General features: G+C 46.0%; 22 protein-coding genes. 12 read left to right on the plus strand and 10 right to left on the minus strand.

Annotated features, from left to right (window positions below; translation table 11 throughout):
- The first annotated feature begins 9 nt into the window (after window positions 1–9).
- From F0316_RS19645 to tatA, 3 genes are all read left to right on the plus strand, one after another.
- A complete protein-coding gene (locus tag F0316_RS19645) occupies window positions 10–1,503 on the plus strand; it encodes an ATP-binding protein (RefSeq protein ID WP_114725573.1) in 1,494 nt (497 codons plus the stop codon).
- On the plus strand, window positions 1,493–2,185 hold the full coding sequence (locus F0316_RS19650) for a response regulator (RefSeq protein WP_001083605.1): 693 nt from the start codon (window positions 1,493–1,495) through the stop codon (window positions 2,183–2,185). Before F0316_RS19645 ends, F0316_RS19650 begins: the two co-directional genes overlap by 11 nt.
- A 199-nt stretch (window positions 2,186–2,384) precedes the next feature.
- Entirely contained in the window at window positions 2,385–2,621 is a 237-nt protein-coding gene (gene tatA, locus F0316_RS19655; protein WP_002053932.1) for a twin-arginine translocase TatA/TatE family subunit, read from the plus strand.
- A gap of 214 nt (window positions 2,622–2,835) precedes the next feature.
- Here the strand turns inward: tatA and F0316_RS19660 are convergent, their stop codons facing one another.
- From F0316_RS19660 to F0316_RS19675, 4 genes are all read right to left on the minus strand, one after another.
- Window positions 2,836–3,510 (minus strand): DedA family protein, encoded by a 675-nt coding sequence (locus F0316_RS19660; protein WP_148531093.1) that lies wholly within the window; start codon window positions 3,508–3,510, stop codon window positions 2,836–2,838.
- 162 nt (window positions 3,511–3,672) lie between these two features.
- Window positions 3,673–4,053, minus strand: coding sequence for a hypothetical protein (locus F0316_RS19665; protein WP_148531092.1), 381 nt, complete (start codon window positions 4,051–4,053; stop codon window positions 3,673–3,675).
- A 132-nt stretch (window positions 4,054–4,185) separates the two neighbouring features.
- Window positions 4,186–4,983 carry an EAL domain-containing protein gene (locus F0316_RS19670; protein ID WP_000244531.1) on the minus strand — a complete coding sequence of 266 codons (798 nt, stop codon included), beginning with the start codon at window positions 4,981–4,983 and terminating at the stop codon, window positions 4,186–4,188.
- A gap of 395 nt (window positions 4,984–5,378) precedes the next feature.
- Complete coding sequence (locus F0316_RS19675) at window positions 5,379–6,014, minus strand: hypothetical protein (RefSeq protein ID WP_000923231.1); 636 nt, start codon at window positions 6,012–6,014, stop codon at window positions 5,379–5,381.
- 386 nt (window positions 6,015–6,400) lie between these two features.
- Here F0316_RS19675 and F0316_RS19680 point away from each other — a divergent pair, with 386 nt between their 5' ends.
- On the plus strand, window positions 6,401–6,946 hold the full coding sequence (locus F0316_RS19680) for a cytochrome b (protein WP_000797827.1): 546 nt from the start codon (window positions 6,401–6,403) through the stop codon (window positions 6,944–6,946).
- Entirely contained in the window at window positions 6,943–7,512 is a 570-nt protein-coding gene (locus tag F0316_RS19685) for a YceI family protein (protein WP_000753204.1), read from the plus strand. Before F0316_RS19680 ends, F0316_RS19685 begins: the two co-directional genes overlap by 4 nt.
- Before the next feature lie 107 nt (window positions 7,513–7,619).
- Here F0316_RS19685 and focA read toward each other — a convergent pair whose 3' ends face one another.
- Window positions 7,620–9,071: a formate transporter FocA gene (focA, locus tag F0316_RS19690; RefSeq protein WP_001271449.1), complete on the minus strand. Its 1,452-nt coding sequence runs from the start codon at window positions 9,069–9,071 to the stop codon at window positions 7,620–7,622.
- 216 nt (window positions 9,072–9,287) lie between these two features.
- Between focA and F0316_RS19695 the strand changes: the two genes are divergently transcribed.
- Both F0316_RS19695 and F0316_RS19700 read left to right on the plus strand, forming a co-directional pair.
- Entirely contained in the window at window positions 9,288–10,193 is a 906-nt protein-coding gene (locus tag F0316_RS19695) for a LysR substrate-binding domain-containing protein (RefSeq protein WP_001270755.1), read from the plus strand.
- Window positions 10,194–10,369: 176 nt separating this feature from the next.
- Window positions 10,370–10,867 carry a DUF1097 domain-containing protein gene (locus F0316_RS19700; RefSeq protein ID WP_172626093.1) on the plus strand — a complete coding sequence of 166 codons (498 nt, stop codon included), beginning with the start codon at window positions 10,370–10,372 and terminating at the stop codon, window positions 10,865–10,867.
- Between the two features lie 232 nt (window positions 10,868–11,099).
- On the opposite strand, the gene F0316_RS19705 is transcribed toward F0316_RS19700, so the two are convergent.
- A complete protein-coding gene (locus tag F0316_RS19705) occupies window positions 11,100–12,731 on the minus strand; it encodes an ATP-dependent endonuclease (RefSeq protein WP_000549956.1) in 1,632 nt (543 codons plus the stop codon).
- A 262-nt stretch (window positions 12,732–12,993) separates the two neighbouring features.
- Here F0316_RS19705 and F0316_RS19710 point away from each other — a divergent pair, with 262 nt between their 5' ends.
- The 3 genes from F0316_RS19710 (at window position 12,994) to F0316_RS19720 (ending at window position 16,743) form a co-directional block, all read left to right on the plus strand.
- Window positions 12,994–14,736, plus strand: coding sequence for a bifunctional metallophosphatase/5'-nucleotidase (locus tag F0316_RS19710; protein ID WP_149560865.1), 1,743 nt, complete (start codon window positions 12,994–12,996; stop codon window positions 14,734–14,736).
- Window positions 14,737–15,294: 558 nt separating this feature from the next.
- Window positions 15,295–16,251 carry a TerC/Alx family metal homeostasis membrane protein gene (locus tag F0316_RS19715; protein WP_095478341.1) on the plus strand — a complete coding sequence of 319 codons (957 nt, stop codon included), beginning with the start codon at window positions 15,295–15,297 and terminating at the stop codon, window positions 16,249–16,251.
- A 303-nt stretch (window positions 16,252–16,554) separates the two neighbouring features.
- The gene (locus F0316_RS19720; RefSeq protein WP_000035884.1) at window positions 16,555–16,743 is read left to right on the plus strand and encodes a hypothetical protein; all 189 of its coding nucleotides are present in this window, start codon (window positions 16,555–16,557) and stop codon (window positions 16,741–16,743) included.
- 149 nt (window positions 16,744–16,892) lie between these two features.
- Here the strand turns inward: F0316_RS19720 and F0316_RS19725 are convergent, their stop codons facing one another.
- A complete protein-coding gene (locus F0316_RS19725; RefSeq protein WP_000102406.1) occupies window positions 16,893–17,459 on the minus strand; it encodes a PhnA domain-containing protein in 567 nt (188 codons plus the stop codon).
- Between the two features lie 192 nt (window positions 17,460–17,651).
- On the opposite strand from F0316_RS19725, the gene F0316_RS19730 reads away from it, so the two are divergent.
- A complete protein-coding gene (locus tag F0316_RS19730) occupies window positions 17,652–18,734 on the plus strand; it encodes a site-2 protease family protein (RefSeq protein ID WP_033839049.1) in 1,083 nt (360 codons plus the stop codon).
- Between the two features lie 64 nt (window positions 18,735–18,798).
- Here F0316_RS19730 and F0316_RS19735 read toward each other — a convergent pair whose 3' ends face one another.
- The 3 genes from F0316_RS19735 to F0316_RS19750 form a co-directional block, all read right to left on the minus strand.
- Window positions 18,799–18,984, minus strand: coding sequence for a hypothetical protein (locus F0316_RS19735; protein ID WP_001025950.1), 186 nt, complete (start codon window positions 18,982–18,984; stop codon window positions 18,799–18,801).
- A 212-nt stretch (window positions 18,985–19,196) separates the two neighbouring features.
- Complete coding sequence (locus F0316_RS19740) at window positions 19,197–21,554, minus strand: fatty acid cis/trans isomerase (RefSeq protein WP_032475098.1); 2,358 nt, start codon at window positions 21,552–21,554, stop codon at window positions 19,197–19,199.
- 355 nt (window positions 21,555–21,909) lie between these two features.
- Complete coding sequence (locus F0316_RS19750; RefSeq protein WP_000034191.1) at window positions 21,910–23,142, minus strand: L-lactate MFS transporter; 1,233 nt, start codon at window positions 23,140–23,142, stop codon at window positions 21,910–21,912.
- A 421-nt stretch (window positions 23,143–23,563) separates the two neighbouring features.
- Between F0316_RS19750 and F0316_RS19755 the strand changes: the two genes are divergently transcribed.
- Complete coding sequence (locus F0316_RS19755; protein WP_162810175.1) at window positions 23,564–24,106, plus strand: DUF3332 domain-containing protein; 543 nt, start codon at window positions 23,564–23,566, stop codon at window positions 24,104–24,106.
- The last annotated feature ends 3 nt before the right edge of the window (window positions 24,107–24,109 follow it).

Raw genomic sequence — 24,109 nt, forward strand, 5'->3', positions numbered from 1 at the left:
TAAGAAGCAGTGGTGACAAGACTTAATGAAGCACACAAAGCGCTGATTCTGGTTGCGCTGTACGCCATGGTCACTGTCGTGGGTGTGATGTACCGCAAAGATATGATTGAGACTGATGTGGCTATGCTGTTTTTGCTGCTCAATATCTTGAGCGCATCAGTACTCAAACCGCGCAACGCTTACTTGATGATGGGATTAAGCATCATCGATTATCACTACTTTCTGCTACCGGACTATCAATCGTTCCGATTTGAGAATGCGCAGTATGTGATTACCTATGCGGTGTTAGCTTTTAGTGGGATTTTCGCGGTGAATATAACACAGGCTCAGCGCAAGCAAATAGAGAAAAATAAGCGCCTGCAGCAGCAACACAAGAAGTACTATGAACTTGCTTGCCACCTTTCTGCACTCAGTACCAGTGAAGACATTGCTCAAGCCACCGTCAAATTTTTAAGTAAAGAGAAGGGGATAGTCAGTGCGATCGCGCTATACCAACTGCAGTGGCAATGGGTCGCGCAGCACGCTGATTTCCCCGTTGCAGCAATTGAACTACCGCAGCCTCTTTCGACTGATAGCACATCAACCTTGGTGCAAGATGAGCAGATCAATGCTTTCACCTTGGTGGATCGTGGGACAACCCTTGGGGTCATTTATTTCCTACGTTATCCCCATGATCGCTTCGCATCGCCAGAGGCTTTGCGGCGTGAATCTAAAATCGCACCTTGGGTACGCTCTCTTCTGACCCTCTCGTTAGCAAGGGCTCATGCGCATCGCACCTTGGCCCATGTGGAAGCGGAGAAACAGCTGGAAAGCACGCGCACAACGTTACTCGCGTCTGTCTCGCACGATCTAAAAACGCCGCTTGGCGCGATCATTGGCTCTGCTACCACTTTAACCGATCCGAGTCTTCACCTCTCGACGGAAACCCAGCAAGAGCTGCTGACGTCAATTGCTGAGCAAGGCGAGCGGTTAAATCGCAGTTTGACCAAACTGCTCGATATCACCCGCTATACGGCATCCGCGCTAGTACCTAAGTTAGATTGGGTTGAACCGGAGGAGTTGATTGGAACGGTGCTCAGTCGTTTAGCACCGCGATTAACCCATCACAAAGTACAGATTGAGAGTCAACCGATGTTGGTTGAGCTTGATAGCTTACTGATTGAACAGGTGCTGATTAACTTAGTGGAAAATGCCGCGAAATATACACCTAGAGGCAGCGAAATTGAGATCGCTTGTGCTTATCAAGATCAGCAGTTTACGCTGGCGGTGATGGATAACGGCGCGGGCATCCCCGATGAGGCATTGCCTAGAATTTTTGACCGGTTTTATCGTGTGGAAGGCAATCATGCTGATGGAACGGGGCTTGGATTGGCGATTTGCCAAGTGATTGTTGCGGCTCACCAAGGTTCGATTCGGGTACATAATCGAGAGTCTGGGGGCGCATGTTTTACGGTGACGATTCCTTGCCGCCAATACAATTTAAAGGAACTGTATGAACAGTGAAATTAAGATCCTCATTATTGAAGACGAAGCGCCAATTCAACGGTTTTTGACTGTGCTTATTTCTGGTTATGAGTATCAAGTGAAAGTGGCCAGCACGGCAGAGCAAGGGCTGCATCTGGTGGCGAATTGGAATCCGCATTTGATCCTGTTGGACTTAGGCTTGCCAGATCAAGACGGCATCAGTTTGACGAGAGAGCTGCGAGCATGGACGCAAACCCCAATCATGGTGATTTCTGCCCGAGAAAAAGAAGCGGATAAAGTGCAAGCTCTGGATGCCGGCGCGAACGACTATTTGACTAAACCCTTTGGCAGTGAAGAGTTGATGGCTCGTATTCGGGTGGCGCTGCGTTTAGCGCCGAGCACCGAAAGTGTAGAGCAAACTCGTTTTGAATTGGGGGATCTGGTGTTGGATCTTGTGTTAAAGCAAGTCACCAAGGCTGGAGAGCCAGTAAAACTGACCAAAACTGAATACAACATTTTGAAATTGCTAGCAAAAAATATGGGTAAGGTGCTCACGCACAAGCAGATCTTAAAAGAAGTGTGGGGCGGCAATTATGTCGAGCATCATCACTATGTGCGCATCCATGTCGCGCAGTTACGCCATAAAGTGGAAGACAATCCCGCGCAACCGCGCTTCATCCTGACTGAAAATGGGGTCGGTTACCGTTTAGTGGATAAATAGGCACGTAAAATAAAACTATCTTTATAAAATCTATACAGATGTATGCCTTATCCATACAACCGATTTATACAGGGTTCGCTACACTGCTTCACAGGTTAAGGACAGGTAAGGCGTGAACTTTTAGTGGGATTGTTTACGTGCACTTTGCATGGTCTGAAATCTACTTGGTAAACACACATTGTAAAAAGCAGAGGACAACATGGGTGGAATCAGTGTGGGTAAGCTCTTAATCTTGGGGTGTATTGTTGCGCTGGTTTTCGGCACTAAGAAATTGCGAACCATAGGTGAAGATGCGGGTTATGCGATTCGCTCTTTTCAAAAAGCGTTACGCAGTGACGAAGTGACGACTCAGTCATCAACGACCGAGGAATCTGTCGACAGCTTCGCTATTGAGCAAGAGTCGTCCCATTCTTCTGATTCTCAGCGCCACTCATAATGTTCCCATTCTCAATACCATCGCATTTGCGGGGCTCTTATGAGCCCCTTTTTTATGTTCAAATCGATAAAACGCCTCTCGACGTAAGCGACTAGGAAAAAGTGACGATGACTCACATCCTTTAGTTAACCGGATGTTCGCATTTGTCTATGCTGGCGCTTTAACTGGGGAATACTTATAAAGCGGCTCTGCATACCGAGCCGCTTTGAGACTTTCAATCTTCTACCGTGACTTTCACTTTACGCTCGCGTTTTTTGAGTATGGCGCTGGCGGCAAATGTGAGTACGGCCAGCACCAGTGTGAAGATCGGTGCGATCATCAGTAGCTTGGTCGCAAATTGTTCGAGCTTAGTGGGTAACAGTGAAATACCAAAGCCAACGCCAACCAAGAATAAAACCCAGCATAGGGCACTAATGGCTGACGCTGAGAGAAAGCGTAGCGGCTGAACGCTATTACGTAATCCCATCACCATAGGGAGCAAAGAGCGTACTACAGGGAAGAAGCGACCAAAAAATAAAGCAATTAATCCATAGCGACGCATCAGTTTATCGGTCGTCATTAATTGTTTATCTGGAACTTTTGCTAACCAATTGTTAATTATTCGCCAGTGTTTGAGCTGAGAGCCTTGGTAGAAAGCCACCAGACTACCCAACCAGCCCGCGAGGAATAGGGTAATAAGCACCCAGTGCAGTTGCAATACACCAGTTGCAGCGAGCGAGCCACTCAGTACGATGACACTATCACAAGGCAGCGGCGCAGCAGGCAAGAAACCACTTTCCAAAAAAATCAGTAGTGCTAGGCAGAAATACAACAAGAGTAAATTAACGTTTTGTAGGGCGAAGGCATCGTGATGCCAAAGCGCACTAAAAATAGAGAGTACGGAATCCAAACGGTGATCCTCTTTTATGATGAAGGTAAAAATGCTCTGCATGAGTGGTCGTACAAAGAGGGCGTCGTGACAACAGAGCTTATCTCTGGATAGACATGGCACACTAACTCGCGCTACACCTCAGTAGCAACAACCCATTGGAATACGAGAAAAGAGGTGTGGCTAAGCGTGCGCGTAACGGGAGTAGAGATTGGAAAATAACCATGCTTTACGAGCATGATTGAGTGTCGTCAACTGGAAGAAACGCTGACTGGGATAAAGAAAATAGTGGCGTAAAGTAAAAGAGAACGTCTCGTTGGCTGCACTGAAATGCGGTGTGAACGTCGAATCTTCTCTTTCTTCAGGTTCTGCTCTTAATAATGTGCGGTAATCTTGCTGGCGATTAGGAAGCAGCGCAAATTTGGCTAACCATGTGTGATCGGTGTGATGCTGTAGTTGCTTTTCTGAGGTTGGGTCAATAATTCGATGCGCATCACCTGCATGCAGCAAAGGCGCTGCACAGAGCAAAATAAAACTCAACAGTGATGTCACTACATGCAACATGACAGGTTAACCTCTCGCAAAGACGCAGCGAGTATGCTGTGTATTGTTTAAGGTGTAAAGGTTAGAGACACATTCCGCGATGATATTCGCTGGAATTTTACTTACCGCTGATGCCCCTATCTTGACGAGTATTTAGTTAGCATTTGCCACTTTAGCGGTTTGGGCAATCCCTTCTGGTAAAGCGAGGTAGTAACCTTGGTACATATTAATATCCAGTTTTTGCATCGCAGCGAGTTGCTCCGCCGTTTCGATACCTTCTACAACCGTATGTGCGCCCGTTTTTTGAGCTAGCTGGACACCTGCCAGCAATCCACAGCAATCACCAGCCATAAAATCGAGCAGTAACTGTCTATCCAGTTTGATGATATTGGGGCGCAGCATGGCGACCCGCTCTGGGGTTGATGCTTTACAGCCGAAGTCATCAATCGCAATTTGAAACCCATTGGCGACGAGTTTTTCGGTGGCCATTTGCAGCATGCCTTCATCCCCGGACTCAATTTCAACCAACTCCATCACTACGCGGTGATGCGGAATATTAAGCTCGGCCAGTCGAGTGGCAAGCAAGGTAGAGCTGATATCACAGTAAGCAAATTGCTCACCGGCAACGGGTAAGACATTGAGAAATAGTCGGGTATCACGATAGGGTGAAAGGCTGAAATTGCGAATATGAATGGCTCGGCTTAAGCGCTCCACATTAAGTTTGTCATCATCCGCGAAGGTTTCAGAATGGAAAAACAGATCGGGCCGGATTTGTGTATGATGCTGGGTAAAAATCCTAACCAGTGCTTCAGCACCCACAACCTGATGTTGCTTATCAAAAATGGGTTGAAAGACACTGCGCAAGGTTAATCCGTTATATCTCGCGTAATACTCGCCGCCTTCATCGTAATGGATGCAGTCGAGAAATTGTTGTTTATCAGTCAGAACCATACAAATTGAGCATCCTTGAACAAAAACAGCGTGATGTTTCCCTGAAGTAAGACTTTTGACGCACGCCATGTTATTGGCGAAACGTTCATTCTGTCAATCTTGCTGTCACACGATAGCATGAGTCATAAAAATGAATTTTTGAGCTAAATTAAGCTTTATTCAGTCTCAATCAAAAGTAGGCATTACTTAAGTAACACCTTAAATTACATTATGTTATAGATGGATGACGAGGCTCACATAAATATGCAGATAAAATACATCAAGCTGTCATATTGCGGTGTTCAATAAATCTGATTGTAGAGTGTGCGTAAAAAGGTTTTACAAATATCGACGTAGCTCACTTTTTGTGGCGGGCAAAAATAGAACTCCGTCTAGATCATTCGTCGAGCAAACGATTAGCTCCACTGTAACACGGCGTAAAGTTGTACATATTTACGAACCAGTTGCTGATTTTTAGAACGCTTCAGTGGGTGCCCGAATTTGATGAAACAGGGACTTATTTGATAGTAATGTTCCAACGTTTGGGTTAATTGCGAATCACTTTCCTGTAACCCGATCCCTTGAGCATGGTATTCCTCCATTTCATCTGGCAGTTGTCCGGTCCACCAATGGAGCAGTTCACGACTTTTTCGGCTGCGTCCCATCCAGTGATCGCTCAGTAGCAGCAGTAAATCATTGGGCTGAATCACATAAGCGTATTCTTGTTTCCACTGGCTAATGTCACGCATTAACTTGACTCGGCAAGCTTTACCCGCACTCATCAGATGATGAGTCAAAATCCATACCGTACCCGCGTCACTGGATACTCTGAAATGATGAGGTAAATCGCGTTGATAGGTCGACTCGATGGGGGCGTATTCGCAAGGATGACCAAATTCACTCAACGTTCTGGCAAGGCGTCTTGCAAAAGCTAACCCTAAATGGTGTTCACTCATTCCTTGATTATGAATGGTTGGATAATGCTTCTCACATAATCTGAGGCAGTCCACCTGAAACTCATTGACACTTTGCGTGACGATATCCAGTAGCAAGATGTTGTTCTCCCTTACAAAAGCTAAACAAGATTATCACAGTTACACTTTGTCACTAGCAGGAAACGGTGACTTCTTGATCTCTAGCGCTTTTCTGGTGGGTAAATGTTAGTCCGCTTGGTACTGTTCGATGAATTACCAAATTCACGTTTTGTTACAAGTCAGTCATGAACCTTCTTGACTGATATGACTCTTTCAAGGTGCGTGAAAGCCATAAATGGCGAGTGTTGTCTATACTCTGTCAAAGTTCGTTCTAATTTTTTGATGTACTTCTTCAGATGGATTGACTAGGCGCAACGTAAAAATTGGTAAATACTCTTTCGAGAATAATTGTTAACCAATAAGCTACAACCCTGTAACTGAAACACGATAAGAGCAATGACGTAATGAAAAATTCAGACAGCCAACACTATAACTTGGTCACTCGCAGTATCCATTGGATTTCTGCTTTGGTCGTTATCGGGATGTTTGCCGTTGGCACTTGGATGATGGATCTCTCTTACTACAGTGAATGGTACCGCACAGCACCACACTGGCATAAGTCGGTAGGTTTGTTACTGGCAGGTTTGACGTTATTTCGTCTGATTTGGAAAGCGCTTTCTTCATCTCCGAAAATTGAAGGCGCGCGCTGGGAAATCGTAGCGGCTAAAAGTGCTCATCACTTGATGTACGTTGGATTGTTTGTTCTTTTTGTCTCTGGGTATCTCATCTCAACGGAAGATGGTCGAGGTATTGAGGTGTTCAACTGGTTTACGGTACCTGGGGCGGGGGCTCTATTTGAAAACCAAGCGGATATCGCAGGCAATATCCATTTTTATACGGCTTGGGGCTTAATCATACTGGCGGGGCTGCATGCCGTCGCCGCACTTAAACACCACTTTATTAACCGTGATAACACGTTACGTAAAATGCTGACAGGAGCATCAAAATGAAAAAAACACTAATGGCAGTTGGTCTTGCTGCAGTTATGTCCATCCCATTTGCAGCTAATGCCGCTGACTATGTGATTGATACAAAAGGCGCGCATGCTTCAATCAACTTCAAAGTGAATCATTTGGGTTATAGCTACATTAAGGGACGTTTCAATAAATTTGATGGTGAATTTTCTTACGACCCTGCCAACATTGCCGCTTCGAGTGTTGTGGTGAATGTGGATACACGCAGCCTAGATTCAAACCATGCGGAGCGTGACAAGCACATTCGCAGCGCAGATTTTATCGATGCTTCGAAATATTCGACCGCTACCTTCAAGAGCACCGAAGTGGTTGATAAAGGCAATGGTCAGCTTGAGGTGAAAGGTGACTTGACTCTGCATGGTCAAACCAAACCCATCGTGATCAATGCTGAGTTTATCGGCGCTGGGCAAGATCCATGGGGTGGTCAGCGTGCTGGCTTTGCGGGTACTACCCGTCTTGAGCTGAAAGATTTCGGCATTCAAGTGATGGGTGCTTCTAGCTATGTCGATATGGAACTGCATGTGGAAGGCGTTCAAAAATAATCGATGTTCATTCCTTACTCATTCATGGCTCAGATGAGTAGAAAAAGCCCCCAGAATTTGGGGGCTTGCTTTTGGTTAAGCGACTTATTTCCTAACCAAAATGAGTGTTAAGCACGAGCCAACGCTTTATCTTTGACAATTCTTACTCGTTCACCATAAATTGGGCGCAGCGCTTCAAGCACATCATTACGCTCCAGTACTCCCACTAACTGACCATTGTGTAGAACAGGCAGCATATGTGGTTTGTTTACCTTCATACTTTTCGCGCGTTCTTCTAATGACAGAGCGTTGAAGCGAGTGGCAATGCCCATGCTTGTGGTTGGGAATAGCTGTTCTTTATCGATACAGAAGAACTCTGCCACATCCACCAACTTGTCGTTGATATCAATCGCAATCACATCACGAGTCATCAGATCTACCACTTTTTGGTCTTGGCTTGGCAAGTAGTCTTGGCACCAAAGGTCAACCATTACATCATGGCTAGAGAGTACGCCAACCAAGCGACCTTGCATATCAACAACTGGAGCGGCGGACAAATGGTGGTCGAGCAGGGTGTCGATCGCGGCTGGAGTGGTCATATCAACGCTGAGAGTAACAGGTTGAGTGTTCATCATATCTTTTACTGTAATTGTGCTTTTCATAAGAGTTTCCTTGACTGACGTAAGTGCTTGAGTTTCCGTAATCGTGACAACATTGGCGGCTTTTAACTGAGGGCGGCGGTAAATGCTCCAGTTGGCGAGGCCAACCAGCACGGCACCACCCACAATGTTGCCGAGCGTGACCGGTATTAAGTTCGCCGTAATAAATTGTGTGACATTCAAATCGCTGTATTGGCTGGCTGTCACACCAACCTGTTGCCAGAAACTGTCTGGTGCGAAGTTTTGAATAACAATACCCAGTGGAACCATGAACATATTGGCCACACAGTGCTCAAAGCCGCTAGAAACAAACATCGCGACAGGCATGATGGTCATGGCCGCTTTAGTCATAGCATTCGCTGAACTGAAGGTCAGCCAAATAGCCAAACAAACCAGTAGGTTACATAGAATGCCTAAAGCAAAAGCTTGTACTGTGGTGTGATGAAGTTTGTGCTGCGCAATATTGAGGGCATTTAAACCCCATTGGCCTTCATCAAGCTGGTAAAGGCCAGCCGCTGTCACCAAAAGCAGTAGAAAAATGGCACCGATAAAGTTACCGACGTACACCTTGCCCCAGATAGAGAGCATTTTTCCAAAACTGATTTCGCGATTTGCCCATGAGATGCTAGATAGCACAGAGCTTGTGAACAACTCGCCACCGCAGATGACGATCAAAATCAGCCCCATACTGAACGCTACACCACCCGCCAGTCGGCTCAATCCCCAGCCGGCAGAAGCGCTGCCTGTGGTGACGGTAATGTAGAACAGAAAAGCCAAACCGATAAAAGCGCCCGCCATAACCGAAAGACCTAAGATCATGCCGCTGGTTTTTTTCGCTTTACTCAGTGCGAACTTTTCTGCTTCTGCCATCATTTCCGTGGGTGAAAAGCAGTTTTGATTTTTAGAGTAGGCTGCAGACATATTCGCTCCCCAAACTCAATTTCATGTTTACCTCCGTTTAGTACACAACACCTTATGCGTTGCTACGCCATCAGATTAGGGGGACAAAGGAGTAAAGGTAAAATTGATAATTTTTAAAAACAACATCAATTCTATTGATATGGTAGGGATGAAGCGTAAAATGAAACCGTTTGCTCATATTGAGCAAAACAGTGAATGAAAAGAATAGGATAGGCAGTGCGGTATTCATTAAAGCAATTAGCAGTATTTGATGCAGTTGCCGATTGTGGCAGTGTCAGTCAGGCTGCGGATAAACTGGCGCTCACTCAATCAGCAACGAGCATGTCTTTAGCTCAGTTGGAAAAAATGCTCGGACGCCCTCTGTTTGAAAGACAAGGTAAACAGATGGCATTAACCCATTGGGGCATGTGGCTACGCCCTAAAGCAAAGCGTTTACTGCAAGATGCCCAGCAGATTGAAATGGGCTTTTATGATCAACACCTCTTAAGTGGTGAGATCCGCTTAGGCGCGAGTCAAACCCCGGCGGAACACTTGGTGCCTGATCTCATCAGTATTATTGATAGTGACTTTCCTGAGATTCGCATCTCATTGGGTGTGAAAAGTACCAAGGGAGTGATCGAAGGCGTTCTCGACTATAAATACGATCTTGGGATTATTGAAGGACGCTGCGATGACAACCGCATCTATCAAGAGGTATGGTGTCGCGATCACTTAACGATTGTCGCTTCGGCACATCATCCATTTGCGAAACGTGAATCGGTCAGTCTTGCTCAGCTTGAACAGGCGAAATGGGTTCTGCGCGAGCAAGGCGCAGGGACTCGCAATATTTTTGATAGTGTGATCCATCCGTTAATCCCAGACTTAGATGTTTGGCGCGAATATGAACATGTTCCGGTGTTACGCACGCTGGTGGCCAATGGCCCTTATTTGACTTGCCTACCGTATTTGGATGTCGAACGCTTTATCGAAAGTGGATTACTGGTGGCACTGAATGTGCCGGAGCTCAACATGGAACGCACTCTCTCTTTTATTTGGCGTGCAGATATGGAAGAAAACCCACTGGCTGAGTGCATTAAACGTGAAGGATTACGCATGATGAAAGGAAAACCGAGCATCTTATAAGGGGTATCATATTTCCTGAATCTGTTGATTTATCGGTTGCGTCACCAAATGAATGTAATGAAGTTTTCCATTATCATTTTATTGTGATTTTAATCACTAATATTCCGGTTTTCTTCGGTTAGCATGTCGCCTTAATTCACCAAGGCTGAAAACTTTTCAGCATGTATGAGGCGGATATGAGCGCTCTGTTTGCTATTGCGTTAACCACAGGAATTCTCTCTGGTGTTTGGGGATGGATTGCGGTTTCACTCGGCTTGCTCTCATGGGCTGGTTTTCTTGGCTGTACGAGCTACTTTGCGTCCCCTAAAGATGGCTTGAAAGGGCTAGGTCAGAGCTTATTAACCAACCTAACGGGTGTTTTCTGGGCAATGGTGATCATTCATGCCAGTCAATGGGTTGGAATTGAGATTGTCGGTTACGTTGTGACGGCTTTAGTGGCTTTTATCATGTGTATCCAAGCGCAAAAATCCTGGTTGGCCTATATCCCAGGTACCTTTATCGGTTGCTGCGCAACCTTTGCTGCTGCTGGAAACTGGCAATTGGTGATCCCGTCTTTAATGCTCGGTGGTGTGTTTGGTTATCTGATGAAAGCCAGTGGTCTTTGGTTACATCACAAGCTCAAGCAACCTCGCGCTGAACAAACGGCCATCGTGAGCGAAATGACTTCTCGCTAAGCGTGAAGGTCGGTGTGAAACTTTTCTCAGAAACGATTGGCAGAAAAGCGATAGGTGAAAGAATCTACTGGTTAAAAAGCCTATTGGTAAAAACGATTGTAAAGAGTACCCCTGATAATTCGTATCGAAAGAATTTAGATACAGCCACACAATTTTGTGTGGCTTTTTTGTAAGAGCCCCCAGCTAGGAGGGGGAGATTCAATCCCTGTGTAGATGAAAACCTTTACCAATCCTAGGTATTGCCGTTTGCCATTGTGATGACCCGTTTTAACGTCCAGCGCAGGAGTACAGGAATACACTCTGTTCCATTACTTTCACAATGTGAAACGATCGCCAAAGCCAAATCCGGTTTCGCGTGTTTTTTCAGAACTTTAGAGACCACTTTTTTGGCGGGGATCGGGTGGTCATGAGGAATTTTAACCAGCTCTTTGAAGAAGTATTCAAAGCCGTGCGAGTAAAGGAAGTGCTCAATGTCTCGATCGGGCAATTCGGTTAAGCGATGTCGCTCTTGATCATGTCCCAGTAATCCTCGTACGGTCGCCGAGTATTTTTTCCCCGCTGGATCGCCATCGGTCACCACATGCCAGTCAATACCAAACGCACGTGCAACCTTGATTAAGGATTTTAGCCCTGATTGAGCAAATTCGATGATATGCACACCTTCTGCAGCTAAGTTGTATCCGCATTGATGTGCGAGTTCGTTAAATAGCCACACTTCCGTTTCACCTTCAACCAGCAGCCAGCAGCGAGCAAAGAGCGCTCCCGAGCGGTGAAAGCGGATATGGAAACCAATGCGGCGCAACTCATCTCGACTTAAACTGCGTTGCGAAACGGAGGTCGCAATGGTGCGATCGGATTTTCTCACCAAACGACGAATCGAATGCAAAGGCACCGCCCCCAGTAAATCACTGCTGTTGGTGGTGAGAATTTTCTGCATGGGGAGCAAATCTAAAAAGCTCCAAGCTCGGGCAAGGTGTGTAGGGTGTAAACGACCTTCCGGATCTTCAATGATCAAAATAGGCCGAGCGCAGCGGCGTAGCTCTTTGGGCCCTTTGCCTTGTAAATACGCGTTGAGTAAACCAAGAAGCAGCAGCTTAGTCTGTTTATTTTTGGTTTCATGAATGATTTGGCTGAGGCTTTTTTCACTCGGAGAGGCCGCATACAGTAAGCTGTCGCGTTCGCGGCGCGGATTTTTCCGGCTTTGACTTTTGAACGAAAAGTAGTGCTCAACCAGAGAGTTCATCGCGCTCAAACTGCTGCGGATCTCGCCTTTGTTAACGTGTCCGGGCGTCGCCATTAAACGTCGCCAGGTATTGCTGATCCGTTTCTCGACACGAGCATTCTTGCCGTTACCATTGGCGAGCGATTTTTCAAAACGTCGAGAATCTTTTAAGCGGATCACTGGATGTAAACTCATCAACTCTTGCGCCAATTTTTCTGAGTGATGAAGAGTGAGTGAGTTGCCCTCTAAATCTAGAAAAGCGTATTGAGTGCTGATGTCATATTTGACCCTTGAGGCGCTGATCCGATAAATGATTTTTTGCGCCCCTTGTTCATCGGTTTGCCAGAGCGGTTTGAGTTTGCGATAGCGCCCAGCCTTGGGCTCATGGAGGTCGCTGGCGGCGAAAACAAGGATGATCTGCAAATTTTGCGTCTGCGCATCGGCAATGGAGTAATCAACGTGGAAATCTTGCAGAGTGAATGGGTACAGAGTGCCATCCGCCGGCAATACTACCGATAGGGCATCCAGCAAAGACGATTTACCCCAAGTGTTTTCTCCAATCAGTGTGGTGATTTCATCAAAGGTCAGTGATAGTCGGCGGATGCCACGGAAACCAGCGATTTCAATTCGCTCTAAATGCATAGGCTGCTCCTTAGATTCCTCACCAGTGCCTATAGTGTGGGCTATCTTATGAGGTTTTCTTTAAGAATAAAGGAAAAACCCAATATAAGCAGGGTGTTAAGCTTGGTTTTTCAAACCAGAGTTCACATTTTTGTAATGAATAAGGCCAAGAAAATGTGACATAAGTTATTTAGCGTCACTAAAATTTCAGAGAGGTTTCATAAAAGTCACGATTCTGTCATGATCGGCGGGCTAGGATAGGAGTGGAAAAGAGAGAAGATGTATGCCTATGAGAAGAAAAAATCAGCCAGCGTCGATCACGCTGGCACACATTAATGACACCCATTCCTACTTTGAACCTACCTCGTTACAACTGACGCTGGAACATGATGCGGACATTTTAAAACCCTTTGTCAGTGCTGGGGGCTTTGCTCGAATTGCAACCCGTATTGCTCAATTACGCGATGATGCGCAGCGCATGCAGCGCGAATTTCTGTTTTTACATGCGGGAGACTGTTTCCAAGGAACACTCTACTTTTCGCTGTTCAAAGGTAAAGCGAATGCCGACATGCTCAATGCACTCAAGTTAGACGCAATGGCCATCGGTAATCATGAATTGGATATGGGGAATTATCCCGTTGCTCAATTCGCGCAGCGCATTCAATTTCCTTTGTTGGCGGGCAACTGGGATTTATCACAAGAACGAGACAGCAAATCACTGCGTTTGGGGAGCAACCCTAAAGTCTACAGCTATGATGCGCTTCAGGGCCATGCACGCTGGATTGAGAAAAAGGCGCAGGGTGAAAGAATTGCTATCTTTGGCCTGTCGATTGATAAGATGGCCGATATTGCCAATCCAGACAGTGATACTCCGTTTGTGAACGCCATCGAGACGGCACGAAAGACGATTGCGGCAATCCACCAACACGGCATCAATAAGATCATTTTGCTGAGTCACTTAGGCTATGACGGTGACATTGCATTAGCGGAACAAGTGTCTGGGATCAGTGTGATTGTGGGGGGGCATAGCCATGTACTACAAGGTGATTTCTCAGCCCTTGGCCTCGGCTGTCAAGATGAATATGGCTTAAAAATCAATCACACCTATATCGTTCAAGCTGGATTTTACGCGCTTACTCTTGGCCATTGTCAGATTGATTTTGCCGCCAATGGTGAGGTGACCCGATTTGAAGGGCGGAATGAGCTACTGCTCGGGCGTCGGATGTTTGTTGATGCCAGCATGAGCCAAGAGCAGATCAGTGAGCGTTATAGCCAAGCGCGTGATGAAGTGGATAACCATCCGAATGTGGTGGTGTGTAAAAAAGATCCTGTGGTGCAAAGTCTATTGCAGGAGAAATACATACCCCAAGTGCGTCAACTGCAACAACAAATTATCGCTCATGCGGATCGCACTTTACGCCATTTGCGCATACCGGATGCTGAAGGCGGCAGTGAGATTGCCCCTCTGGTCGCGAAAGCATTTGTGTATGCATTGAATAAGCGTGGCTTAGACGTTCAGTTTGCCATCCATAATGCGGGTGGTGTCCGTACGTCAATTTTGCCGGGTAGCATCTCAGTTGCCGATGTGGCAGGAAAGCTTTTGCCATTTGCCGTGCCGATCGGTGTTTACCAAGTGAAAGGGGAAGTGATCGCACGCGCTCTGGAAGGTGCGATCAATAACGCGCTCAGTAATGGCGTGCAAGGAACAGGCTCAGGCAGCTATCCATATTGCCATCACCTGCGTTATCAATACTTAGCGGATAAGCCCATAGGTCAACGCATTACACAACTGCAGATCCAATTAGATGGTGAGTGGCAAGCGGTGGATTCTGAAGCCTTGTACTGGGGAACCTCTTCCGCTTATACCATGAAAGGCAAAGAAGGGTATGATGCGCTGCTTGATATGGAAGGTGAGGGCATGGTGACACAGATTTCTATGGCCGATGCCTTTATTGAGCTGCTGTCGGACTGCCCGTCCTTGCTTGCTTTTGATGCGCATGATGCTTGTGAATGCCACCATCATTAAAACGGATATCTCTTTGCCTTGCTGCCTATCTGTGACTCCAAGTGGTTTGGATGTCACGTCAACACCAAGTTGATCAAGTAGGTTGGCATACAGCTTGCTTTGTTTTGCCTAGTTTTTGCTCAATATTGCTGAGCAAGGGGAGGGAAAACATGTTAAGCCGAGATTGGTTCGATACATTAGTGGTAGTGGCTTGGGTGGGGATATGGTCCGCCCTTATCTATCTATTGCCGTTTGCGGGAGTGTAATTATCACGCAATGGTGTATAGAAAAATGGTAAGCCGAACGTGAAGGAGTCATTGAATATGGCTCCTTTTTTTGTACTAGACACGGTCAAACCACAGGCATAGAATGGCGACGTTTTGGGGAGTAGTCGCCTTAGGTTTATTTGTCGTCATCACGTTGAGTTTGGCTCAACCGGCAAATATAAGCTCTGAATCCAAGTTCAACGCTTCGACGAGACCAACGCATTCAATACTGCATTTGTTGCAGGAATCATTGGTATGCGGAAGGTCTTGATGTCTGGCGACGAAGCAAGATCTTCCGTTCTCGGAGGAAAATATGTCCCCAATCACTTATCTTGGCTTTGGCCTACTTACCTTAACTCTTGTAGCCGTTGATCTCTGGCAAACCCGTGGTGGGAATGTCACGATCAAAAAAGCGGCCATCTGGAGCATCGTCTGGTTTCTTCTCGCGTTTGTCTTTGCGATTAGCCTTTATTACGGCTGGCAATGGTACGCCCCTCACAGCAGTTACAGTGCCGAGAAAGCCACTCTTTCTTTTATTACCGGCTATTTGCTCGAAAAGTCGTTAAGTGTCGATAACTTGTTCGTGTTTGCGATTATTTTTCATCAATATTCAGTGCCAGAGTACTTACGCCCACGAGCTTTACTTTGGGGGGTGATCGGCGCGCTGGTTTTACGTGCGATCATGATTGCCGTGGGGGCGCAACTGCTCAGTCAATATCACTGGATCTTATACGTGTTTGCTCTGTTTCTGATTTGGACAGGGATCCAATTGGCGCGCGATAAAGGTGAAGAGTCGATTAACCCACTTCCTGAACGTTTGATTCGTCGTTGCTTCAACGTGACGAAAGAGTATCAAGGCAATGTATTGATCTGTAAGCAGCAAGGGCAGTGGTGGGTAACCCCGATGTTTATTGTGATTGGCGTCATTGCGTTCATGGATGTGATGTTTGCTTTAGATTCGATTCCTGCGATTTTTGCCGTGACTCAAGAGCCATTTTTAGTGCTGGCAGCGAACGTGTTTGCTTTATTGGGGCTGCGCTCTCTGTATTTTGTACTTCAAGGCATGATGGATAAATTTTTCTATCTTAAACCGGCTTTGGCTTTCATTATGATGTTTATCGGGGTGAAGATGATGTTAGTTGATTCAGCTTGGGCAATTCCAACGCCGATCTCACTCTGCGTGCTACTGGTGACCATGAGCACGGCGGTGATCGCGTCTGTACTCCGTGAGCGTTCTCAATCCAAACCCATCGCAGAGAAAGTCTCTTAAATTTCAAATGTTATCTCCCTGTGCCTCGCTGTTGAGTAGAGTCATGGGGAGATAAAAATATTTTTAGTAAATAAGTTGTTAAAGTTTTTTGTGTTGTAAAAAATGGCGTAATAGTTATGCGTGAAAGACGCTTAAAGTTTGAACTTTTTCGTGACTTGTTGAATATCTAAATGGCAGTATGTTAATGTATTGTTTCATTAGTTTTAGTAATCCAAATCGTCAAAATTAGTCATTTTCTAACCAGATGTGCATTGACTAATATTTACCTCAACAAAGTAAGTTACCGATTCAAGAGAGGCAATCATGGCTCAGGCAATGCAAATGGGAACAATGACAGTCCCAACCTCTAAGGATAAAAAAACCTACGCGGTTAACTTCAAAGGATTGATTGCTCATCTGTTTGACATTCTGTTTGTAGATAATGCGCCACGTCATTACTACGCGACTGAAATGTCAGCACACATCCAAAAAGATGTGGGTTTATACCGTTAAGCGTAAATAGAGTTTAAAAAGTCGGCATTTGCCGACTTTTTTGTTTCTTGAAGGGCGTATTTGCTACGAATATGCTTCAAATAAGAAAAAGCGCCTAAAGCGCTTTTTCTTTATTATCTTAATTAAGCTTTCACTCGCTCAATCATCGATTACTTTTTACGGCAATACTCAGCAATGATGTACATGGTTTGGCCGTTCACCTTACCTTGAATGTGCTTTGGATCTTCGGTTAACGCGATACCGCGTACTGCAGTACCTTGTTTGATGACCATGCTTGAGCCTTTCACTGGTAGATCTTTGATGACGGTGACATCGTCACCTTTTTTCAGCTCAACACCATTTACATCGCGTGGTTTTTCCGCATCATCGTCCATGCCAATTTCTGCCCACTTAGCGGTCTCTTCATCGAGATACATCATATCCAGCAGATCACGAGCCCAGCCTTCCGTTTCAGAAATACGTTTCAGTTGGCGCCATGCGAGAACCTGAACAGGTTGAACTTGGCTCCACATACTGTCATTCAGACAACGCCAATGGTTCATATCCACCGTTTCTGGGTTTTCGATTTGTCCTTTACAGGTGTCACACAGCATCACTGCGTGATCGACAGTGACGAGGGCATGCGGAGCAACCACAAAAGGAGAAAGAGGAGCAGAGGCCGCGCATAGCTCGCATTGTGATTGACAGCGTTCAAGTAAAGTTGCTTCAGTAGACATAGTACCCACCTTGTAAATAAATGTAAGCGCGTATTATCCATTTTAAACTCAGAATTTAAAGGGATATTCGGCAATTTCCGGCAAAACACCACTTTTCTGCGCCAATCACTTGGATCAAAAAGAGTAAATTTCTGCCTCTTCTCAAGGCATTCGGTATAATGCGGCATCATTTTTTGACGACTGGATTGAGCTTTGGAACTGCTTTGCATTGATTATTTAGGTAAGCCACTAAGACTTGAAGGGACGATGGCGGGTTGGCAGCAACTGTTTTGGGACAACATTTTGGTTGCTCAGCGCCCAGCACAAGAACAGTATGAAGGGGATATTCAACACCATTTCCAACTGACTCAAGGGGAGCATGTGTTGGAGTGTTGTCTCGAGATCGCACTGACTTGGCAACCGTTTCAGTTACAGTACCAAACCAAACTCAACGGTGAGCTTGTGGCGCAAGGCATGCGCAGTGAAAAGGATGTTGAACGCCAAACACCGTATGAGGCCCCTAAGGTAGAACGTCGATTCAGTGTTATCGGCCTTGTCTCTTTAGCGATGAAAGCACTCAAAAGTGCCAAAATGATCAAAGTGGTCATGGCATCGGCCAGTTTGGCCGCCTACTCTTGGCTTTTTTCGTTTCAATTTGCGCTCGCCCTGATCGGCTGTTTGGTTTTCCATGAGTATGGCCATGTAAGAGCCATGAAATATTTTGGCATGAAAACCAAAGGCATCTATCTAGTGCCATTCCTTGGTGGACTCGCCCTCAGCGATGAAAAGATCAATACCCGTTGGCAAGACGTGGTGATTTCGATCATGGGACCGTGTTTTGGTTTCCTATTGTCCTTGTTGCTCGTTGGGGTGTACTGGGTGACGGATTCGCCTTTCTGGGCAGCGCTGGCAGTATTTAATGCGTTTCTTAATTTGTTTAATTTATTGCCTGTTTTACCGCTGGATGGCGGGCACATTCTCAAAAGCGTGAGCTTTTCGATGAACAGCAAAATGGGGGTAATCCTCTGTGTGCTCGCGATTCTTGGAGGGATTGCGTTAAGTTACAGCTTGGGCTTAACCCTGTTTGGTTTCTTACTTTTGATGGGCGCACTGGATATTGTTTTTGAGTGGCGTCAGCGCCATCACAGTCATTTGTTACCCCTCAATCGTTATGCACAAATGGTGTCCACCGTCTGGTACTTTGCTTTAGTCAGTGGATTGATTGCCATCATCATAGGTTTTGCTTCGACAGGAGATACGTTGCTAAGCCTGCCGTTGTTGATTCTGGGCACATAATTAAAGGGAAGCCGAATGATTCATGTTCGGCTTCCTTAACTATCTATTAGGCATCAATTGGGCATCAACGCCAGTCACTATCCCAGTAATCTCGTCCTTCAGGAGCGTAAGGCTCATCAGACCAAGGCTGCGATTTACCGCGTAGCTGCTCCAATTGCTGTTCGAGTAAGTTGACCGTTGCCAAATCTCCTTCTGAGCAAGCCACATAAATTTCTTGCTCAATGGCTTCGATGCGATCACGAATGTTCATCCAATACCTCCTGTGATGGCTCTCTGCATAGTGCATGTCAAACATTAGGACAACACAATAATGGATTCTATCCCATCTAGGACAAGTTTAGCCTATCCCCTTTATTTCATAGCACGCGGCCAGAGTAAAAATGAATAGCACTGCTTGATACGTATGGATGTGTACAAAGGATTCCCCTTAAGAAAATTTTTTCTTAAGGGGAAGAACTTGGTTCAACGGTTTTCGAAACGGTTGTAATCGAGCAAACCAAACTCAATGGGTTGATCTTGGCGATACCATTGATGCACAAGATCGCTAAATGCCCAAAATTCGGGTGAGCTGCGGCGTACTGCAAAACGATCCAATAGGGCGACATAATCTTGCTCTGACTTCATCGCCGCAAGGCGTTGATACAGCTCCGGGATCTGGTTTTCTTTCAGTGTTAAGTACGCCGATGGATAACTGCCGACCACTCCGCGCACTAAAGTCAAATTATCATTTTTGGGGTCGCGGTTGTTCTGTTCATCAAACAAGCTCGAGATATTGGTGTGGGCATTGTTATGGATGAGCGTAAAGAGTTGCGGTTTACCTTGTTCACTTTCAATCATCAACATCATCAATTGCGGAATGGGCAGCAAACCTTCACCACGCAGATGATCTATCTGGCGCAAAGCAAACTCATGTTCGGCTTTGAATCCCGTTTGAGTTATCACGTATCGATCACTCAATACCGACTGTACTTGCTTGCGGAGTTTAGCAAACAGCTCCTGTTTCGGGTTATCAGTCACATAGTTAACGCTGGTTGGCTGATCAAAGGGTTTTACGTTACGTTGCAAGAAATCGGAAAACTGTACACTTTGATTTTGGTACCAGCTAGATAACTCCTGATGGCGCATATCGCGTGGTAGCAGGGCAACAAAATTACTCTCACCCTCCATGCGCAGAAAATCCATGAACATACGAGTAATCAACTGATGCCCGAAATTGCCATACACATCAAAACCAGCAACAAGCAGATAATGAATGCGCTCAAGTAGCGCATAATCCATTATCCAAGCGGTTTTGGGAGGCTCACCCACCAATCCTTGCACGACAGATGCGCTATCGAAATGGCGGAAAATCGTTAATGCGGCATTAGGGTTTGTGCCCGCTCCATCCCAAATAATGTCCGTGGTAAGGTGCGTACCATTTTTAAACCATTGATTAATAAATTCAGATTTTGCTTCGAGATAACGGCTTTGTTGTAGCGAATAACGTACCCAGTTACTCAGCGGCAGTGCCGTATTCTCTTGTTCAGCCGGTAGCTTCAAATTGTCGACTTGTGAGCGATAGAATTCGTTGACTTCTGGAAGATCGGCTTTCTCAGGATCGAGGAAGAAGACCCAGAATCTATCGTTAATCACATTCAGCGCCAACTGGCCTCGACACACTGGGCCTTTGATAAAGGCCATCACCGTATTTTGCGCATTATCGAGCAAGAACTTAAAGCGCGCTTTAACGGGAAGGTCGATGAACGCGGACATCGGGTTTGCGGCAATATCCGGACGATAACTTGGAAGCTCGGCAACCTCATAATCCGCATCAATAAACCAGAGTTTCCAGTTGGCAATCCGTTGCTTGTTGAGTGCGAAAGGCATGTGGGTTTTATCGACAATCGTCTCTTGTTCTGGCACAAGGCGATAATAGACTCGCTCAACGCCCGGATCATCGTACGGACGACGCGTCACGATTCGTTTTACAGGCTCACCCGGTGGAGTACTGGAGCGGATGAGTTTAAAGAAACGAGGCCGCTCCTGCGCTATCTCTGAAAAGTACAGATGTGAGAGGAATAGATGTTCGTAGATATAGCGTGCTGCGAGCTGATTTTTACGCGAGCTGTAATTCAACAATGCTTCGTATTCCGTAACCAAAGCTTGTTCTTGTGCACTCAGCGGGAGCGCTTGATTCATCACTGCTCCCTCTTGTAGCCAAGAGAGCAGGGTAGCGTACTCCTTGGGGGATAAATTCGGCATACCAAAGGGCATTCCCCAATTAGGATTCACTTGTTCGAAGTGATCCATTTCGTTGATCGTTGGGCAGGTTTGCTCACGATCAATTGAAAAATCAAATCCTTGTAACTGATCTTGCTGTGGTAGTGGATGACGCTCTTTCTGCATCAGCAAACGTGCCATCACCCCAGCATCAAGATTGGCTTGCGCGGTTTGATCTCGCTCATTCAGCACGGGATGAAAACCAGCAGCTCGCCACTCTTGGGTTAACTGAGCATCTTCGTAGAGACGAGTTGGAGTAGCGGCCGTCAGCCGAGTTCCCTGATAAACCAACGCTTTGCTCGCCCCGCGATCAATGCCTTCAGCCGAGGTCATTTTGAGCTGACAGGGTGCATCGTAACAGGCGTGACAGACGACACAGCGGTTATCTAAGATGGGTTTTACTTCGTTTAAAAAATGCTGAGCTTGGCTAGAGTGCAAAGGCAATTGTCGCTCACGTACCTGCTCTGTGCCAAAGAGCTGATCATAGTTGATGCCTGCGTACATGGCGCAACCGGAGAAAATCGTGGCCAGCAGCAACAGAATCGAAGATTTGAAATTCATAATGACAAAATTCAAGAAGAGAATAGGTGAATTAAAGCAAAGGAAGAGGGGAGATGTCCAACTCACGGTGCACTCTCATTCCGCTTGCTTTAAAGAAACAAGTGTATACCCAAACAACTTGCAGTTGCATGTGGGCGGCAAGTGAGTGACAAATTTGTCTGGAACAAATTTGCACAGCCATCGGCTGGCCTTTGGTGAGAGCCAAGGATGGCTCTCATAATCCCCATGAGCATAAATAGACTATGTGATTGGGGTGAACGAACGTAGCCAACACCGCTGCAGCTTCAAGTCTGTCAGGGATAGAAATGCAAATAGCCTGACTGGGTCAGGCTATTTATATAAAAGCTAACGCTGCTTAGGCGGTTTGCAACTGAGCCACTTTCTCCGCTGAAATAGGCTTGGTGATCAGAGCAAGAAGGATACACACGGCCATCATTGCTGCAGAAATGGTGTATGCCAAGTTGTAGCCGCCACCATGAGTCATTGAGTAACCCACGACTGCCGCACCAATCGCGCCACCAATGCCCCATGAAGTGTAGAGTACGCCATAGTTGGTGCCGTAATTTTTCAAGCCATAGAATTCTGCCGTGATCGATGGGAACACCGCCAGTAGCGTACCGTAACCAACCGCGGCAATCGCCGTGCCGATGATTAAGGTGAATTCTGAGTCAAATGTGGCGAACAACACCATGTTTCCGCCTTGCAGCAAAAATGCCAGCAGCAGAGTACGCACGCCACCAATTTTATCTGACAAGATACCCGCAGCAACGCGGCCGCCTGAGTTGAAAATCGCCAAGATTGAAGCAAGGTATACCGCGTTCGGTAGGTTTGCTTGCACGCTAGCGATGTTCGTGATGTTACCGATGATCATCAAACCAACAGAAGCGGCAAGAGCATACATCAGCCACAATGCATAGAACTGAGGTGTTTTCAGCATCGCTTTCCAGCTTAAGTTGGCGACTTTGGCGACTACTTTTGCTTCTTGACCGGCTTTCAGTTTCGGCTCAGCAGGCACATAACCCGCTGGCGGGTTGTTAATCGTACAGGCGAGCGGTACCGCAATCGCCAGTACACCCGCGCCCAGAATCATAAAGCTGGTTTGAATGCCTAAATGAGTAATCAAGGCTGACGTCAGTGGCGCAAGATAAATCGCTGCCAGGCCAAAACCCGCTGCAATCAGGCCATTTACCATGCCTTTTTTACTTGGGTGGAACCACTTCATAGCGGATGGAGAGAGGCAAGCATAGCCAAAACCGATACCTGCACCCGTCATCACGCCGAAGGTGAGATTGAGCATCAAAACAGAAGAAGCAAAACCTGAGGCAATCATGCCTAAACCTGTTAAGGTGGTACCTAAAATCAGGATATTACGTGGACCCATGCGGTCTTGCAGAATGCCAGCAACTAAAAGACAGACAGAAAAAGCGATGGTTGCAATAGCATAAGGGGAAGAGGCATCCGCTGCACTCCAGCCAAAGTCGGTGACTAGGGCTTTATTAAAAACGCTCCAGGCATAAAGAATGCCAAGACAAAGGTTGATACAGAAACCCGCCAGCAGAATGCGCATAGCTTTATCAATCTTGCTCATTATTTGTGATACTCAGTAAAAATTAGGATAGACAACCCCGTTATCTGGGGTATTTGTTCAAAATAACTTTGCAAAATTCAACAATTCTGGCAAAGCGCGCGGATTATAACCAATAGCCTTGTGATTGGAATCACTTTTTAAAGACGGATAAAAAATAAATTTCGCTTGTTTCGTCACTGTTGTATTTGTGAAGAAATGTAGTGGTTTTTAGTGGCTCAACCTCATCTTCAGCGTGATGAATCATCAGTAAACATTAAGTGGGTTAATGTTAGCTTCTTGTTTGTAACTATATGTTTGTTAAATGATTTAACTGACAAGTAAAGCACTTGGTCAAAATAGGGTTAATTCACTTTCTTCCCCCTTCAAAAATTGAAAAAAGCCTCTACTATCGCCCACCTTTTTCAGATAAGTGGAGATTAATATGAAACAGAAAGCACTTAAAATGGCGCTGTTCGCAGGATTTGGTGTCACTTCCCTAACCGGATGTATGGGACAAATGGCAGCGACCGGACTGGTCAATAAATTCAATTTAGAAGTGGTGGATAACCGTTACGCCCGTGAAGGCCTGTTTTTACTACTTTCACCCGTCTATGGTTTAACCAGCACAGCCGATCTGTTTATTTTTAACTCGATTGAGTTCTGGACAGGTAAAAACCCCATTTCAGGAAAATCGCCAGCGGTTGTTGATATTCCTGCTAAAGCGATTATCAAAGTCAATGATCAATTAGATCGCTCTTTGACAGAAGCGCCGCTGCAAACACAAGTACGCCCGATCGAAAAAGCAACGTTAGAGCAACTTGATTCGCATACGCTTCAGATGGAAGTCACCTATGTCGATGGCAGTCATAAAGTATTGCGTGGCGAAAAAGGTCAAGATGAGGTCACTTTTTATCTAGATGGTGAACTCTTTACCGTTGTTAGCCAGCAAGAGCTCAATGCTTATATCGAGGCAAGCCAAATTTGATCG

Source organism: Vibrio cholerae, assembly GCF_008369605.1.
In the GTDB taxonomy this organism is placed as follows: domain Bacteria; phylum Pseudomonadota; class Gammaproteobacteria; order Enterobacterales; family Vibrionaceae; genus Vibrio; species Vibrio cholerae.